The following is a 15,438-nucleotide window of genomic DNA, read 5'->3' on the forward strand; positions in this document are numbered from 1 at the left end:
CTCAATAGTTATTGAGCGGTTTTTTTACGCAGAAATTCTAAAATTTTCCAGCCAAAAGCATCAAATTTCTTTAGGCCTGTTGCGATAAAGAAGGCTAAAACAATGTTGATAGTATAAATTAAAATCATTAAAACCCACCAAGGCATCAATTCTTTCATCGGAACTACCAGAAAATAAACCAGAGAGGAGCTGAGTCCCTGTCCGAAATAAAAGAAGATCGCGTTTTTACCGATATGGGTGACGAAATTTTCTTTCGTAATTTTTAGCCTGTTGTACAAAACAAATAGAGTGGTTAATGAAAACAAAGTCCAGATAATATACGGAGTCTGCGGTGGGAATTTCTGTTTATTGATTTTGAAAAATATCTCATTTCCATAATGCCAGAACATCCAAAATAATGCAGCTGCGACCAATCCGTAAAGTACCGGAATCATCTTTGTAGGTATTTTTTTGTCTCTCAATCTGTTACCAACTAAGAAAACCGTCATGTAAAATGCAACATAACCTACCTGTCCTGTAGGATATATTTCCGGGAAAATATTAAATATTAAAGTTAAGGCAATACAGATTCCGATAAACCAATTGACGTGTTTCGGAAAGAATTTTAAGATTAAAACTCCAAAAACCGTCAGGATAAAATAAACTTTGAGATACCAGAAACTTCCCATCACAACAGGAAATGTATCTGCGTTTGAATACTCGTGAAGATACCAATTTCCCAAATTCTGCCATTGCGGGACTGATGAAATGCTTGTCGCAGCATATTTTGAACCGAAAGTGGAGTAGAAGCTTTGCAGCCACTCGAGTGAGAAAAAAGCAAGCCCGAAAATTTTGAAGAAATAATCTAAAAAGAACAGAAGGGTTACAAAAATCATGTACGTAATCTGCAGTTTTAATAATCGATACAGAGTTTTTTCTAGATTGTTGCCAGAAGTAATTCCACTCAAAGCATAGAAAAGTGCGACATCAAAAACCAACGAAAATACCCGGATTTCAGGAATTATATAAAACTGGCCGGACCAAAATGCCGTGTGAATAAAAATAATGGAAAGTGTGGCTAAACCTTTCGCAAAATCAATGTAGAGATCTCTGTTCATTTTAGGTGTGTAATAATCTCTCAAATGTAAATATTTTAGATTAACGAAAAAATTTAAAATTTGTATTATATAATCTAAAAATAATCAGTACATTTGCACCTCGAATTAACTAAAAATTTATAGACAATGTTTGCAATTGTAGAAATAGCAGGGCTTCAATATAAAGTTGAGCAAGACCAGAAGTTGTTTGTGAACCGTTTGAAAGGAGACAAAGGAGGAAAAGTATCTTTTGATAAAATTCTTCTTACTGTAAACGGAGCAATCACTGTAGGCGCCCCAGCTGTAAGCGGTATCACTGTAGAGGCAGAGATCTTAGACCACGTAAAAGCTGATAAAGTAATCATCTTCAAAAAGAAAAGAAGAAAAGGTTATGAAGTGAAAAACGGTCACAGACAATCTTTAACTCAAATCAAAATTACTGGTATTACAGGTTTTGAAGGTAAGAAAGAAGAAAAACCTGCGAAAAAAACAACTAAAAAAGCTGACGCTGAAAGCGCAGAATAATTGTTAAACCAAAAAACCTTAAAATAAAATGGCACACAAGAAAGGAGTTGGTAGTTCCAAAAACGGTAGAGAATCTCATTCTAAAAGATTAGGTGTAAAGATTTTCGGTGGACAAGAAGCTATTGCTGGTAACATCATTATCAGACAAAGAGGCACTCAACATCACCCAGGTAACAATGTGGGTATGGGTAAAGATCACACTTTGCACGCACTTGTTGACGGTAAAGTAGTTTTCAGAAAGAAAGCAAACAACAGATCTTACGTATCTATTGAACCAAACGCATAATTAAGTAAGCGTTTTATAAAATAAAAAATCCTCAGCATTTTTGTTGAGGTTTTTTTGTGTCCTGCTGTGTTGTGTTTAGTTTTGGGTTTTGGCGGCGGGCGGAGCCCGCCGCCAAAACCCAAAACTAAACTAGCTGTTATAAAAAAGTTTGTCCTAAAATTTTAGATAAAAAAGAATTTTTAAAACTCCAATATATCAGGTCAGAATTTAAAAATGGGGTATAAAGACTAAAACCATTTGTAATTTGAAATATTATATAAAGCTCTATCTCATTTGAAATATAAAGTGTTGAAATAAAAAACGATAAAAAAAACTAAAGCCTTGGAATTATGTTAGTTTATCTTGTCGTTTTTAATGTAATAAAATAAGTGATATTGTACTGAAAAAATATGATTTCCGATAGGTAAAGCATGTGAAAAGTTCAGCTGTCTCATCATTAAAGAATAAAATGCTAACCTTTAAAAATTAAACTGGAAACCCGCTTTAATTCCAAATTTCGAAGCATCCGGTCTGTCTAAATAATTTCCTCGCCAGTTAAAATCTACACGGAAAATTCGGATATTTCCGAAACCGATATTCTCAATACCAAATCCGTATTCATAGTAAATCTGCTCATCGGGTGCAGAATATTTCAGATTTTCTACATTGATGTTTTTTGATGCATCACTTAAAGATCCGTAAGCACCTCTTATGAATGCAACCTCTCTCAATTTTAACTTCTTAATAAGAGGGATGAAAGAAAGTATTTTACCATTAAAGTGATGCTCTACGTGAAGCGTAGAATAGGTGTCAGCCACAAATTCATAATAATTGAGCTGTGCAAAAGTATTTGCAACCAATCCATATGACTGGTTTCCTGGTATCACGTTTTGTAATGCCAATGGAACAGTATCAAAGTTTTTCCCGGCTTCAAAATTAAGCAATGTTTTACCCCAGCTTCCCAGAAGAATAGGCTTATAAAACATAAACTGCAATTTATTATAATTAAAATCTGCATTAAACAAACCTTCAATACCTCTAGTATATTTTAAAACAATCGTTGGCGCTAACGTTCCATGTTCGTATCGGTCAACTCCGGTTTGTGAGAATTTTGCTCCAGGTCTTGCAATTAAACTGATGGTTACATGAGAATCATTGGTCGTTTTTCTCAAATCGCCGTTTCGATAATACATCAAACTGAAGGCTGATGGATTGGCAGATTTAATGCTTTGCAAGGTTCCGTCAATTCTTACCTGAAAGTTTTTCCAGGGCTCAATAGAAGTAAAAATGCTCGTCTGATTCACAGAACTTAGAGAAGCGTTTTCTCCTCTTGCAAAAACGGTCGAGGAAGCAAATGAACGGGACATAATACCATCTTCGGTTGTCAACTGTACACCTAACTGGGTAATGTCTCTCTTGGTTCCTGCTCCTACCATAAAGCGATTGACCCTATTGAACATATATCGTCCTTCAACGCCGTATTTGAATTGGTGATCTTTAAAACCATAAGCATTGTAAAATTGAATTCTCCACGGATCGTTCTGTCCGAAATACGTTCTTGCACCCAATCTTATTCTATCGCCTTCTACTTCATTCTTTCCATAAATCGAAAAGATAGGACCAATGTCAATGCCTTTTGTAATGTTATAATGTTGTGAGGCAAGGGTTTCGTAGAGTTTTACAATACGTGTAAATTTTGGGGTTTGTTGTAGCTTATCGAGCATTTCATACACACCCTGTTCTGTTTTTGAAAGTGAATCTGGTCGTGCTTTTACCCAATAGGCATCATCTTTATCTACAAATTTGGGGTCGTATTCTTCTTCTTTTCTAGTGAAAACTGAGTCATCAAGAGGTTTATTAAAGTCATATTCAGAAAAATCAACGGTCCGTTTGGCAACCAGACCTTTTGCTGTTTTCTTTTTTGAAAACGGAGTCATTTCGATTTCTGTAATAAATTTTTTAGGCAAAAAAGTTTCATCGTCAGGATTATCATATTCCAGTTCAGTAGATATAGAATTGATAAAGTTGACATTAATTTTATTAGTAGATTTTAAAGTTGCCCCTAAAACTGCATAAGAATCAGTATCAATATAAAGATATCCCTGAAAAGCCAACACTTCAGTTCTTCTTGGCAGATACCGTATTTTGTATGCCTGTTCGCCCCGTACAGAGATCGTATCAACCAAATTATAGTCGTATGTGCTAAAACCATCAGTCCCCACCGGACTAGGAAATCCGATATCGAAATAATTTAAAGTATTATCATAAATATTAATATCACGATAAAGGTTTTTCGCTGTAATGGCAATCACCTGATTATCTTGAAACCCGGATGTTTTTTGTGCTATGAGAAGCTTTTTAGTTTTCTTGCCGGGCTTATTTTGTCCGAAATTGGTATAGATAGATTCATTTAAAAAAATAGGAAGCGCCATTTTTCCTCTTGCAGTAGAATCGGCATAATCAAAGATGAAATCTAGTTTGTTAAATATTTTTCGATGCATAAAAGCACTGTCGAGATTATTGGCATCAAACTGAATCTTTTCGTACTCTTTATAGGTGTACGTATCAAATTTATCAAGTCCATTGTTTCTTTTACGTTTCCAGACTTCCTGCATAATTCGGTATGCCGGATTTTCTTTTTTGTTTTTGAATTTTGTTTTTTCGTTGTGAATAACGACTTCTTCTATGCTGCTTACCTTTTCAGAAGATAGCTTGATGATAAGATTGCTACTTTTTTCAGGAGTAATTTCTATACTTTCGGGAGCATAGTTTTTTTTCTGAAATTTAAGTTTGTAAATGATGCTGTCAGACTGTATGATAAAACTTCCTGACTTGGTAGTGAGAACCGGAACATTACTGTCGTTGATAAAGATCTCAACTGCGATGATTTCTTTATTATTTTTTGCATCTACAATCTTTCCGTTTGCTGTATTTTGAGCATGAAAAAGACTGGTGATAAAAAGAGAAATATATAAAAAACTGTATTTAAGTTGATTGGTTGACATCATTCGTATCTTCGAGCATTTAGCTAAACAAAAACTGTGCTGTTTATGATTAAAATTTAAAGTTTTTTAAAGACGTTTACAAAACTGCAAATGTAACAAAAATTAAACTACGAATAATGCACTCAGGTAAAGCTTAAAGGCGATATTTAATAAATAGAAGAAGTGTTGCTGTATGAAAGTATTATATCAAAAAAGATATACATTCCTGTAAGTCCTTTGCGCCTCCTCTTGGGCTCCGTAACAGCGGGAGACCTCTGAATAATCCCAAAGGTTCCAGGGCTCTTACCAACTGAGCTAAAATTCCAGACAAACGAGAATCTTTGTCACAAAGCACTTCTCTAAATTTTCTGGATTTTTGTTTTTTATAAAACTTTCAATCTGCATCGCATAGTTTATCATCGGAAACCTCAAAAGTGCGGCTGTTTTCCACGGAAGGAATTTCGTGTGAATGTATTAAGTTTTCCTGCTGGTTATCTTTCATAAGTCGTTCCTTCGAAGATTGTATATCCGATGTAGAATTTATCATCAGTTTCTGAGAATAGACTGTAAGGGCAATACATAAAAAAACCACAATCATTGTAGATTGTGGTTTTGCTCCTCCTCTTGGGCTCGAACCAAGGACCCTCTGATTAACAGTCAGATGCTCTAACCAGCTGAGCTAAGGAGGAATTTCCCTCTTTTAAGGTGATGCAAATATAATATGAAAAATAATATCAAACAAATATTTTTTCATCAAAATTACCTGAAATAGGCTATCAGATTATTTTTCAGGAATTTAAATTTAAAAATAAATTGAAACAGGAAAGTATTGAAATCAAAAAAGACCTACATTGCTGTAAGTCTTTTCTGCTCCTCCTCTTGGGCTCGAACCAAGGACCCTCTGATTAACAGTCAGATGCTCTAACCAACTGAGCTAAGGAGGAATGTCCCTATTTTTAGGTGGTGCAAATATAGGACTGATATTTATACCACACAAGTTTTTTATTTATTTTTTAAAAAAAATTAGAATTTATCTGTTACTATCTTGAAGATATCACTTCCGAAAATCAGTAACATCAATCCTAACAGGAAGATAACTCCAACCATTTGTGCATTTTCTAATATCTTTTGTGGAACCGGTTTACCGACAATCATTTCGTATAAGGTAAAAATAACATGTCCTCCGTCCAATCCCGGGATAGGAATCAAGTTCAAAAATGCCAACCAAACCGAAAACATTGCTGTAAAACTCCAGAAAGCTGCCCAATCTACAGAAACGCTACCGTCTTTTGCTTTGTCAACAGGCATATTTTTGATGATTGCCAAAGGACCGCCTACTTTTTTGTAGCCCTGAACTTTTTTGTTGAAGATGAGTTTAAACTGTTTTACCTGATACGTCAAACTTTCAATACTTCTCGTGAAGCCTCTTCCGATTGATTCTCCGAAAGTAAAATGTTTTGTTTCGTAATACTTTTGGATCTGTTTATAAGATGAAACTCCTAACGTCCCTTCTTTTGAAACAGGAAGCGTCAATGGCTGAACTACACCATTTCTTACAACTTCAACATTAAGATTTTTATTGGCATTTTTTGTAATTACGGCTTGCAATTCATCGTAATAATTAATTTTCTGATTGTTGACAGATACCACCTGATCTCCAACCTTCAAACCTGCTGCGGCTGTTTTAGGATTGATAATCGTGTCGATTACCGCAGAAAAGCGTGGTGTAAGAAATGCTTTGGGATTTTCGTCTCTGAAAGCCATTGCTTTACCATCATCATTGGTTGGAAAAGTAATTTCTTTACCGTTTCTCAAAACAGTAATTTCGTCGCTCAATAAGACGTCTAAAGCTAGTTTGTCAAGGTTATTCTGAGTTTTGCCGTCAACTTTTAAAATTTTATCTCCATCCTGAAAACCCATTCCCTTGGCAACACTTGTATAGTTCATCGGAGCATCAACTTTCGCCGTGTCAAATGAAGTCTCACCATTGAAAAATGAAAGACATCCGTAAATTATCCAGGCCAGGAAAAAGTTTACTGTAACCCCGCCCATCATAATGATCAGTCTTTGCCAAGCCGGTTTTGCTCTGAATTCCCAAGGCTGAGCAGGTTGCTTCAATTGCTCGGTATCCATGCTTTCGTCTACCATTCCGGCAATTTTTACGTAGCCTCCGAAAGGAAGCCAGCCGATACCATATTCTGTTTCACCAATTTTCTTTTTTACTACAGAAAACCATGGATCAAAGAACAGATAAAATTTTTCTACTTTGGTTTTGAAATATTTGGCGGGTAAGAAATGCCCAAGCTCGTGAAGAATGACTAAGATAGATATGCTTAATATAAATTGAAAGATCTTAATTGCTAATTCCATTAATTGTTTTTAGATTTTAATTGCAAAGGTAATAATTATCAAAAGGATGCCAAATAAAAAAACTCCTCTAAATGAGAAGCTTTGTCACATATTATATTTAATTTTTAGAAATTGAAAGAAACTCCAAGGCTTCCATTGTTTCCTACCTCTGCAAAAACGCCCACTCTTTCTGTAAAGAAATATCTTGCGCCGATATGAGCACCGATTCCGAAGTCACGTCCGAGAACTCCTAAATCAATTCCGGGATAGATATCCAGCTTTTCAGGAAGATCTAAAGCTTCTTTTAAATGAAAATTAACTCTTCCGAAAATAAACACTCTATTATCTTTATTGTTGTCTTTGTAGCCGTCAAAATACGCATTTGCTCCTGCTCCAACAGATAAAAACTGATTCAGACCGTAATCGTATGTAGCGGTAATTCCTGTTCCGTAACCCCATGCGTTAAGACCCAAATTTACTTTCTGATCTCCTTTTCCTGTCCAGGCTTGTGCGTTGACTGTTGCTCCCGAAAGCATAAGCATCAACATAAAAACCAATTTCTTCATAGATTTTATTTTAAATTATTACTAATGACAATTTGCAGCAAAAATAAAACCGAAACCAATTAAAAGCTGTAATTTTATACAAGTTTTGAAATCGAAATATGAAAATTACAGGATTAAATCAGGATATTATCTGGAAAGATAAGGCAGAAAACTTTAAATTAATTGAAAATCAGTTTCAAAATCAAGAAGCGGATTTATTTCTTCTTCCTGAAATGTTTTCTACTGGTTTTTGTATGGATGCAGCCGAAGTTTCGGATAAAAATGAAGAATCTCTTGAATTTCTAAAAAAGATTTCAAAAGAGAAAAATACTGCTTTTTGTGGAAGTGCTTCTGTAGAATCTGGCGGAAAATTTTATAATAGAATGTATTTTGTAAAACCAAATTCTGAAGTTACTTTCTACGATAAACGACATTTATTTTCTTTTTCTGGCGAGGATAAAATTTACACTCCCGGAAAAGAAAGAGTGATTGTGGAATATCTTGGAATTCGTTTTCTGCTGCAGGTTTGCTATGATTTAAGATTTCCTGTTTTTGCAAGAAATAATGATGATTATGATGCAATTTTATATGTTGCAAACTGGCCGGAGAAAAGAGTGGAAGCTTGGGAACATCTTTTAAAAGCGAGAGCGATTGAAAATTTATCTTATGTTTTTGGTTTAAACAGAATCGGAACAGACGGGAATGATCTTTTTTACAGAGAAAGTTCGCACTGCTTTTTCGCTGACGGAAAAGAAATCGGTGAAAAAAGTGGAAATTTAGTCTCTGCGGAATTGAATTTAGAAAAATTAAAAAATGTCAGAAATCATTTTCAGTTTTTGAATGACAGGGATGATTTTGAAATTAAGATTGATTAGCTAAATCCTAAATATACTGCTCCAAAAGCTGTGTCAATCGGTTTACATCATGCACGCCGCTTTCTTTATACAGCAATTCTCCTTTTTTGAAAACTGCCAAAGTCGGAACCCCTCGCACACCGTACTGAGATGCGATTGCAGGGTACTGATCGACATCTATTTTCACAATTCTTGCACCTTCACCTATCTTTTCTTTTACAGTCGTTAAAACTGATGACTGCACTTTGCAAGGTTGGCACCATGTTGCGAAAAAGTCGATCAATACGGGTCTTTCCGAATCTATCAGTTCCTGAAATTTTTGTGACATAACAAATTTTAAAATATTTTGTGCAAAAATAATTCCAAATAATCTTTCTTACTTATAATGTTTTAGACTGACATACAAAGTCAGAAGTAGTAAGTTTACCTGTTTTCTTAATTCCGTTAAATCCACCTTCTATTTCAGTAAAGTTTCTGATTCCGTGTGAGTTAAGAACGCTTGCCGCAATCATGCTTCTGTAACCGCCTGCGCAATGCACGAAGAAATGTTCAGAATCATCAATCGTTGAAACCCAATCGCTGATTTCATCTAAAGGTTTATTGTATGCATTATCAATATGTTCTGAGAAATATTCTGTAGGTTTTCTGACGTCGATAATTTTTGAATTTTCATTAAATTTTTCAGCAAATTCGTCTGGGGAAATTCTTCTTACTTCGTCAATTTCTTTTGTAGAGTTTTTCCATGACTGAAAGCCACCTTTTAGATATCCTAAAACATTATCAAAACCAACTCTGCTTAGTCTTGTGATAACTTCTTCTTCTGTTCCTTCATCTACAACCAAAAGTAACGGGTATTTAACATCTACGATGAGGTTTCCGACCCATGGCGCAAAATCCCCCTTTAATCCAATATTAATAGAGTTCGGAATAAATCCTTTATGAAAGTCTGAAGGACCTCTTGTGTCTAGAATCAAAGCTCCGGTTTCTTCGGCAAAACTTTCAAAATCTTCTACAGAAACAGGATTTAATCCCTTGGTCATCACATCATCAAGACTTTCGTAGCCGCCTTTATTCATTGCGACATTCATTCCGAAATATTTCGGTGGAGCTGTCAAGCCATCAAGGACTTCTTTGATAAAAGATTCTTTATCCGGCTGATTGAGGGCATAATTGGTTTTTCTTTGGTTGCCCAGAATGTCAACGGTTTCTTTCTGCATATTTTTACCACAAGCCGAACCTGCACCATGAGCCGGATAAACTGTAATGCTGTCGTCCAGCGGTAAAATTTTGCTATGTAAACTTTCGTATAAAATTCCTGCAAGATCCTCCTGGGTCAGAGTTCCTGCTTTTTGAGCAAGGTCCGGACGTCCCACATCACCCAAAAATAAAGTATCTCCTGTGAAAATTGCGGTTTCTACACCATTTTCGTCGATCAGAAGGTAAGTCGTACTTTCCATTGTGTGACCGGGAGTGTGGAGTACTTTTATCTTTATTTTTCCGATTTCAAAAATCTGGTTGTCTTCTGCAATAATTGCTTCAAAATCTGGTTCTGCAGTTGGACCATAAACGATGGGAGCATCAGTTTTTTTGCTTAAATCTAAATGTCCCGAAACAAAATCTGCATGAAAATGAGTTTCAAATATATATTTTAAGGTAACATGATCTTTTGCAAGACGATCAAGATAAGGTTTTACTTCTCTCAGTGGATCTATAATTGCAGCTTCGTTTCCTGATACAATATAATACGCACCTTGTGCCAAACAGCCTGTATATATTTGTTCAATTTTCATTGAGTCTAATTTAAAATAATTATAAAGATACAAAGTAATGGATTTATTATAAAGAAATGATAATTCTGATTGATAGTTTCTTTCAATATTAAAATTCCCATTTTTTCAATCTATATGGAAGTTGTTAAATGTCAGACAGAAAGAAATAAATTATAACTATATTATAATGACAGACTGTATTTATCATATTTAACTAGATTCATTTAAATTTAGTGACTAAGAAATTCATAAGATTGAAACTCCAGATTTTGAAAAAATAATTACCTTTAAAATCTAAAAATATCAAATGGCAGAAAAAACAAAATTTATTGACGAGCTTACACAAAGATATACTCCCAAAGGAGAACACATCATTTTAGGAAAAGGAATGTTGGATGGTGATGTAATTACAGAAGTCAACGTTACGATTCCTTTAAAAACCATCAACCGTCACGGTCTGATTGCCGGAGCTACCGGAACCGGAAAAACCAAAACGCTTCAGGTTTTCGCAGAACAGCTTTCTCATGCAGGAATTCCATCTTTGGTTTTAGATATTAAAGGAGATTTTTCAGGCATTGCAGTATCTGGGCAAATGAATTCGATTATTGAGGAGCGCTATGCAAAAACACAGCTTCCGTATAATCCGCAGGCTTTTCCTGTTGAATTGATGAGCATCTCCGGTGAAAAAGGGGTGAAATTGCGTGCTACCGTCACCGAATTCGGGCCTGTTTTATTAAGTAAAATTTTAGAGCTGAATGATACCCAGCAAAGCATCATGTCAATTGTCTTTAAATATTGTGATGACAAAGGTTTGCCTTTAATCGATCTGAACGATTTAAAAAAAGTCCTTCAATATGTAACGGATAATCCGCAAGGGAAAGCCGAATTGTCAGCTAATTACGGATCTATCGCTTCTGCATCTCTGGGAACAATTTTAAGATCAATTGTGGCTTTGGAACAACAGGGAGCTGCAGATTTTTTTGGAGAATTAAGTTTTGATGTTCATGATTTGCTTGAAACAAGAGACGGAAAGGGGGTGGTCAATATTTTAAGAGTTGCTGATATTCAGAGCAAACCGCAGCTATTTTCAACATTTATGCTTTCTCTTTTTGCTGAAATTTATATGACTTTTCCTGAAGAAGGTGACCGTGGAAAGCCAAAGTTAGTCTTGTTCATCGATGAAGCGCATTTGATCTTTGATGAAGCTTCAAAAGCTTTGGCTTCCCAAATAGAAACAATGGTAAAGCTTATTCGTTCTAAAGGAGTCGGAATTTATTTTATCACCCAAATTCCAGGTGATGTTCCAGAAAATGTGCTTTCTCAATTAGGCTTAAAAATTCAACATGCGCTGAGAGGCTTTACGGCAAAAGATAAAAAAGAAATTTCTAAAGCTGTTGAGAACTATCCCACGACAGATTTTTACAATGCTTCCGAATTAATTCAGAATTTAGGTATCGGCGAAGCTTTCATCACCGCCTTGGATGAAAAAGGCATACCAACACCTTTAGTTCATACCTATCTTATTTCTCCGGAGTCAAGAATGGATGTTTTGAATGATGCTGAAATTTCAGATTTGACATCAAGATCTGCACTGGTTTCTAAATACGAAAAACGAATTGACAGCGATTCTGCATACGAAATTTTAATAAAGAGAATGGAGCAGGCAGTTGAAAATTCTGCGCCTGCGCAAAAAACAAAGCCCATTAAAGAAGAACCCGGAATGTTTGAACAGGTACTGAAAAGCCGCGCAGGACGAACCTTCGCCAATACGTTGATGCGCGAAGGTGCAAAAGCAATTCTAGGAATGTTTGGATTAGGCGGGAGAAAGAGATAATCATTCATCTTTTGCAATATTTAATGTATTTTGATTATTTTAGCAGAATATGATTGTATGCTGGGATTGTATGCTTCAGGTTTTTATTAGTTAGATAAGGAAAATAAATGTATTCAATAATAGATATAGAAAGTAATGGTGCAGGTTTTAGAAAAGAATGCATCATCGATATCGCCATTTTTAAATATGATGGTCATAAAATTGTTGATCAGTTTATTTCTCTTGTCAATCCTGAAAGTGATATTACGCCTTTTGTGCAAAAATTAACCAATATCAGCCCAAAAATGGTAAAAACTGCCCCAAAATTTCATGAATTGGCTAAAAGGGTCATAGAAATTACGGAAGGCACAACCTTGGTGGGTCATAATATAGATTTTGATTTCAGAATGCTGCGCCAGTCGTTTCAGCGTCTTGGTTATGATTTCAAAATCAATACTTTAGATACGATTCCTTTGGCTAAAAAACTGATTCCGGATGAGGTAAGCTATTCATTGGGGAAATTAGTGCGGTCATTGGGAATTCCTCTTGTCAATGCCCATCGTGCAGAAGGTGATGCAAGAGCGACTTTGGAATTGTTTAAACTTTTGGTTTCAAAAGACACTGAAAATGAAATTATCCAGGAGCAACACGATGAGACCAATGCAAAAAGTTATATCAACAAAATCAAGCTTTTAACCCAAGATTTACCAAGCGAAAAAGGATTTGTATATTTTCAGAACGAATCTGGGAAAATAATTTTTTCTGATCATGTGCAGGATATTAATAAGTTTTCTAAAAAGCTCTTTAATTCTAAATCAAAAAAGTTTGAAGAAATACAGCAGGAAGTTGAGCAGATTAATTTTGAACTGACGGGCACCAACATCATTGCAAAACTGATACAAAATTCTAAATACATCAAAAAACGGGAAATTCTTCCATTTGGCTTATACTTCAGAAATCACAAATACATTGTAGAAAAAAATACGCTCAATAAGCAGGAAAAGCCAATTTTGAAATTCAGCTCTTTTACACAAGGTTCGAAAGCCGTTCAGTTTATCGGAAAAATTGACGAATTTGCTGATGTCGAAATATTTAAAAAGAAAATCGATTTCAGAAGGAGGAATGAACTTTGGCTTGGGCCGGGAAGAAAATTAGGTGAAAAATTATTCCTGATTATAGAAAACGGGAAGGTTGTTTCTTATGGTTTTTATGATTTATTTACCCAAATACAGTCATGGAGCAAAATATCAAAATTGAAGGTAGATCTACCCTTGTCTTCTTCTGATCTCACTAATGAATTGCAATTAGGATTACTTCGCGGTGATTTTGAAACTTTACCTTTGCCGAAATAATCTTTATTTCACGATCATTTTAAAATTTTTGATCATATTATTATTCGAATTTAGGACCGACAAAACATAATTTCCTGTTTTTAAAACAGTCTGATAATTAAACTGCTGTATCTCACTATTAGATAATTTTTCTTCTGCAACAAATCTACCAGACATATCATAAATTTTGAAACTGCAGTTTTCCTTTTTAAGAACATTCCCTTTCAGTGAGAATCTTCCGTTGTTGGGATTATCAAATAGTATTAAATCTCCTGCTAATGAAGTTTCGGAAGTAGATAAAGACTTAGCTGAAAATTTTGTAATAAACGCTGAAATACCTGCATTACCTGCATTTGGAAAAATTATGTTTTGCTGTAAAGCTCCGGGTGTGGTGTGCCCAGACTGAGCGTTGGTGGTTCCGAAAAGATAAAAAGCATCTTCTGTCTCAGAGAATTCTGCACGTACTGCCCAGCTGATGTTGTTGTTCGGGGGAGGAGGTCCACCATAATAAGAGGTTACAAGTCTGTTTCCGTTTGTATTAAACATTGTAAAAGTGATATCGGGTGCATTGCTTGGTTTTGTATTGAGATATGCTCCTGGTGTAGAATGGTTATAAGTTCCGGATTGTAAATACGCATATAGTAATTTATCACCCGAAAGGCAGAGATTTCCTGTCGCTCCGTAAAAATATTCATCAGTAGGAGTTCCATAATAGGTTCCCCAAACTCTGTTTCCCGACTGGTCAAATTTAGCTAAGAAGTAATCTGAGTTTCCATTAATCTGAGCTTGAAATGCTCCCTGTGTAGCAAAATACGAACCTGGATTTCCGTATGTCGTGCTGGTTGTTCCCAAAACAAAGACAGCATCTTCCGAAGCTACTAATCGATCTACGGTTGAGCCATTTGAAAATCCGTAATAGGTTCCCCAAGTTCTGGCGCCGGTAATAGCATTGAGTTTGGTAATCGCCCCTCTGACTTTTGTTTGCTGAAAAGTTCCTGCTGTAGCAAGATTGGCATCACTTGCATTAATTTCATCATTGGTGATTACAAATACATTTTCACTATTCACGTCAAAACCAGCGTAATTTTGTGACGGAATGTAGGTTGACCAAATTTTTTCACCCTGAGCATTGAGTTTTGTCACATACACATTAGATTTTACAATATTTCCTGCAACATTTGGTAAAGTGAAAGAGGGAAATGCGGTTCCCGGATCGCCCAAATTCTGCCATAAAGTACTCCCTGAAAGATATATATTTCCCGCATTGTCTGTTTTTATCTCACTTATTGCAGGTATATAGGTCTTCCACTGTAAAACATCGCTTGCATTATATTTGGCTAAGATAATCTGGTTGTTTCCGGGTTCGACATTAGATGTTAACCAGACATTTGAATTTACAGTAACCGGTGAAGTATAAAATTCTCTCTGATAATAGTTGCCGTTTTTTTCGCGATGATATATTTTTTTCACCGGAGGATTATAAGAATAACTTAAAATAGCAGTTGCGCCGGATGATATTTTGGCAGAAAAATTATTGGTAGTGCCCGGAGTAAAATTCTGTAATCCCGGACTTACAAATTGATTGTAATACGATACCGGGACAGAAGAGTTCCCGTTGGTAAAATTATAAGCAATGCCTTCAAGATATATATTGTTTTGAGTATCAAAAAAAATTCTGTCAATAATTGAATCTACAGGACCTATGTGAGTTGCCCATGTTCTCTCATAATTAAATGTTTGTGCGGCGATTGTAACAGAACAAAAAAAGACCAGGACTTTAAAAATTTTTTCCATATAATTTTGTTGATGAGATGAAACACGAAAATAATAAAATATCTTCATTCAATTTTATCCAAATATAGTGAATAACAATTCTTAATCTTGACACGAATATGTTTTTTAAGCTTTTATTATAAAATAGTTTGAC

General features: G+C 35.2%; 12 protein-coding genes and 2 tRNA genes. 5 read left to right on the plus strand and 9 right to left on the minus strand.

What is annotated here, in order from left to right; genetic code table 11:
- Nucleotides 1-8 precede the first annotated feature (8 nt).
- A complete protein-coding gene (locus K0U91_RS07195; RefSeq protein WP_220179065.1) occupies nt 9-1,097 on the minus strand; it encodes an acyltransferase family protein in 1,089 nt (362 codons plus the stop codon).
- 126 nt (nt 1,098-1,223) lie between these two features.
- Here K0U91_RS07195 and rplU point away from each other — a divergent pair, with 126 nt between their 5' ends.
- Together rplU and rpmA are read left to right on the plus strand one after the other, a co-directional pair.
- Nucleotides 1,224-1,601, plus strand: coding sequence for a 50S ribosomal protein L21 (gene rplU / locus K0U91_RS07200; protein WP_219969744.1), 378 nt, complete (start codon nt 1,224-1,226; stop codon nt 1,599-1,601).
- Nucleotides 1,602-1,629: 28 nt separating this feature from the next.
- Nucleotides 1,630-1,887, plus strand: coding sequence for a 50S ribosomal protein L27 (gene rpmA, locus K0U91_RS07205; RefSeq protein ID WP_162087950.1), 258 nt, complete (start codon nt 1,630-1,632; stop codon nt 1,885-1,887).
- Nucleotides 1,888-2,345: 458 nt separating this feature from the next.
- Here the strand turns inward: rpmA and K0U91_RS07210 are convergent, their stop codons facing one another.
- The 5 genes from K0U91_RS07210 to K0U91_RS07230 all read right to left on the minus strand — a co-directional run bounded on the left by K0U91_RS07210 (nt 2,346) and on the right by K0U91_RS07230 (nt 7,765).
- Complete coding sequence (locus K0U91_RS07210) at nt 2,346-4,871, minus strand: DUF5686 family protein (RefSeq protein WP_220178928.1); 2,526 nt, start codon at nt 4,869-4,871, stop codon at nt 2,346-2,348.
- A gap of 594 nt (nt 4,872-5,465) precedes the next feature.
- Nucleotides 5,466-5,539, minus strand: a tRNA-Asn gene (locus K0U91_RS07215).
- Between the two features lie 181 nt (nt 5,540-5,720).
- A tRNA-Asn gene (locus tag K0U91_RS07220) sits at nt 5,721-5,794 on the minus strand.
- 79 nt (nt 5,795-5,873) lie between these two features.
- Entirely contained in the window at nt 5,874-7,220 is a 1,347-nt protein-coding gene (rseP, locus tag K0U91_RS07225; RefSeq protein WP_220178930.1) for an RIP metalloprotease RseP, read from the minus strand.
- Nucleotides 7,221-7,324: 104 nt separating this feature from the next.
- On the minus strand, nt 7,325-7,765 hold the full coding sequence (locus K0U91_RS07230) for a DUF6646 family protein (RefSeq protein WP_219969741.1): 441 nt from the start codon (nt 7,763-7,765) through the stop codon (nt 7,325-7,327).
- A 98-nt stretch (nt 7,766-7,863) separates the two neighbouring features.
- On the opposite strand from K0U91_RS07230, the gene K0U91_RS07235 reads away from it, so the two are divergent.
- A complete protein-coding gene (locus K0U91_RS07235) occupies nt 7,864-8,619 on the plus strand; it encodes a nitrilase-related carbon-nitrogen hydrolase (protein WP_220178931.1) in 756 nt (251 codons plus the stop codon).
- Between the two features lie 7 nt (nt 8,620-8,626).
- Here the strand turns inward: K0U91_RS07235 and K0U91_RS07240 are convergent, their stop codons facing one another.
- Nucleotides 8,627-8,926, minus strand: a complete 300-nt coding sequence (locus K0U91_RS07240; RefSeq protein ID WP_219969739.1) for a thioredoxin family protein — start codon at nt 8,924-8,926, stop codon at nt 8,627-8,629.
- Nucleotides 8,927-8,978: 52 nt separating this feature from the next.
- Nucleotides 8,979-10,388, minus strand: a complete 1,410-nt coding sequence (locus K0U91_RS07245; protein ID WP_220178932.1) for an MBL fold metallo-hydrolase — start codon at nt 10,386-10,388, stop codon at nt 8,979-8,981.
- A 286-nt stretch (nt 10,389-10,674) separates the two neighbouring features.
- On the opposite strand from K0U91_RS07245, the gene K0U91_RS07250 reads away from it, so the two are divergent.
- Together K0U91_RS07250 and K0U91_RS07255 are read left to right on the plus strand one after the other, a co-directional pair.
- Nucleotides 10,675-12,201 (plus strand): helicase HerA-like domain-containing protein, encoded by a 1,527-nt coding sequence (locus tag K0U91_RS07250; protein WP_220178933.1) that lies wholly within the window; start codon nt 10,675-10,677, stop codon nt 12,199-12,201.
- Nucleotides 12,202-12,308: 107 nt separating this feature from the next.
- On the plus strand, nt 12,309-13,532 hold the full coding sequence (locus tag K0U91_RS07255) for a 3'-5' exonuclease (protein ID WP_219969736.1): 1,224 nt from the start codon (nt 12,309-12,311) through the stop codon (nt 13,530-13,532).
- Between the two features lie 3 nt (nt 13,533-13,535).
- On the opposite strand, the gene K0U91_RS07260 is transcribed toward K0U91_RS07255, so the two are convergent.
- Complete coding sequence (locus K0U91_RS07260; RefSeq protein WP_219969735.1) at nt 13,536-15,305, minus strand: T9SS type A sorting domain-containing protein; 1,770 nt, start codon at nt 15,303-15,305, stop codon at nt 13,536-13,538.
- Nucleotides 15,306-15,438: the final 133 nt, after the last annotated feature.

The sequence above is a fragment of the Chryseobacterium sp. LJ668 genome (assembly GCF_019613955.1).
Classification (GTDB): Bacteria; Bacteroidota; Bacteroidia; order Flavobacteriales; family Weeksellaceae; genus Chryseobacterium.

Coding starts and splice junctions, on each gene's coding strand:
- K0U91_RS07195 (WP_220179065.1), bottom strand. CDS start 1,097: ATGAACAGAGATCTCTACATTGATTTTGCGAAAGGTTTAGCCACACTT.
- rplU (WP_219969744.1), top strand. CDS start 1,224: ATGTTTGCAATTGTAGAAATAGCAGGGCTTCAATATAAAGTTGAGCAA.
- rpmA (WP_162087950.1), top strand. CDS start 1,630: ATGGCACACAAGAAAGGAGTTGGTAGTTCCAAAAACGGTAGAGAATCT.
- K0U91_RS07210 (WP_220178928.1), bottom strand. CDS start 4,871: ATGTCAACCAATCAACTTAAATACAGTTTTTTATATATTTCTCTTTTT.
- rseP (WP_220178930.1), bottom strand. CDS start 7,220: ATGGAATTAGCAATTAAGATCTTTCAATTTATATTAAGCATATCTATC.
- K0U91_RS07230 (WP_219969741.1), bottom strand. CDS start 7,765: ATGAAGAAATTGGTTTTTATGTTGATGCTTATGCTTTCGGGAGCAACA.
- K0U91_RS07235 (WP_220178931.1), top strand. CDS start 7,864: ATGAAAATTACAGGATTAAATCAGGATATTATCTGGAAAGATAAGGCA.
- K0U91_RS07240 (WP_219969739.1), bottom strand. CDS start 8,926: ATGTCACAAAAATTTCAGGAACTGATAGATTCGGAAAGACCCGTATTG.
- K0U91_RS07245 (WP_220178932.1), bottom strand. CDS start 10,388: ATGAAAATTGAACAAATATATACAGGCTGTTTGGCACAAGGTGCGTAT.
- K0U91_RS07250 (WP_220178933.1), top strand. CDS start 10,675: ATGGCAGAAAAAACAAAATTTATTGACGAGCTTACACAAAGATATACT.
- K0U91_RS07255 (WP_219969736.1), top strand. CDS start 12,309: ATGTATTCAATAATAGATATAGAAAGTAATGGTGCAGGTTTTAGAAAA.
- K0U91_RS07260 (WP_219969735.1), bottom strand. CDS start 15,305: ATGGAAAAAATTTTTAAAGTCCTGGTCTTTTTTTGTTCTGTTACAATC.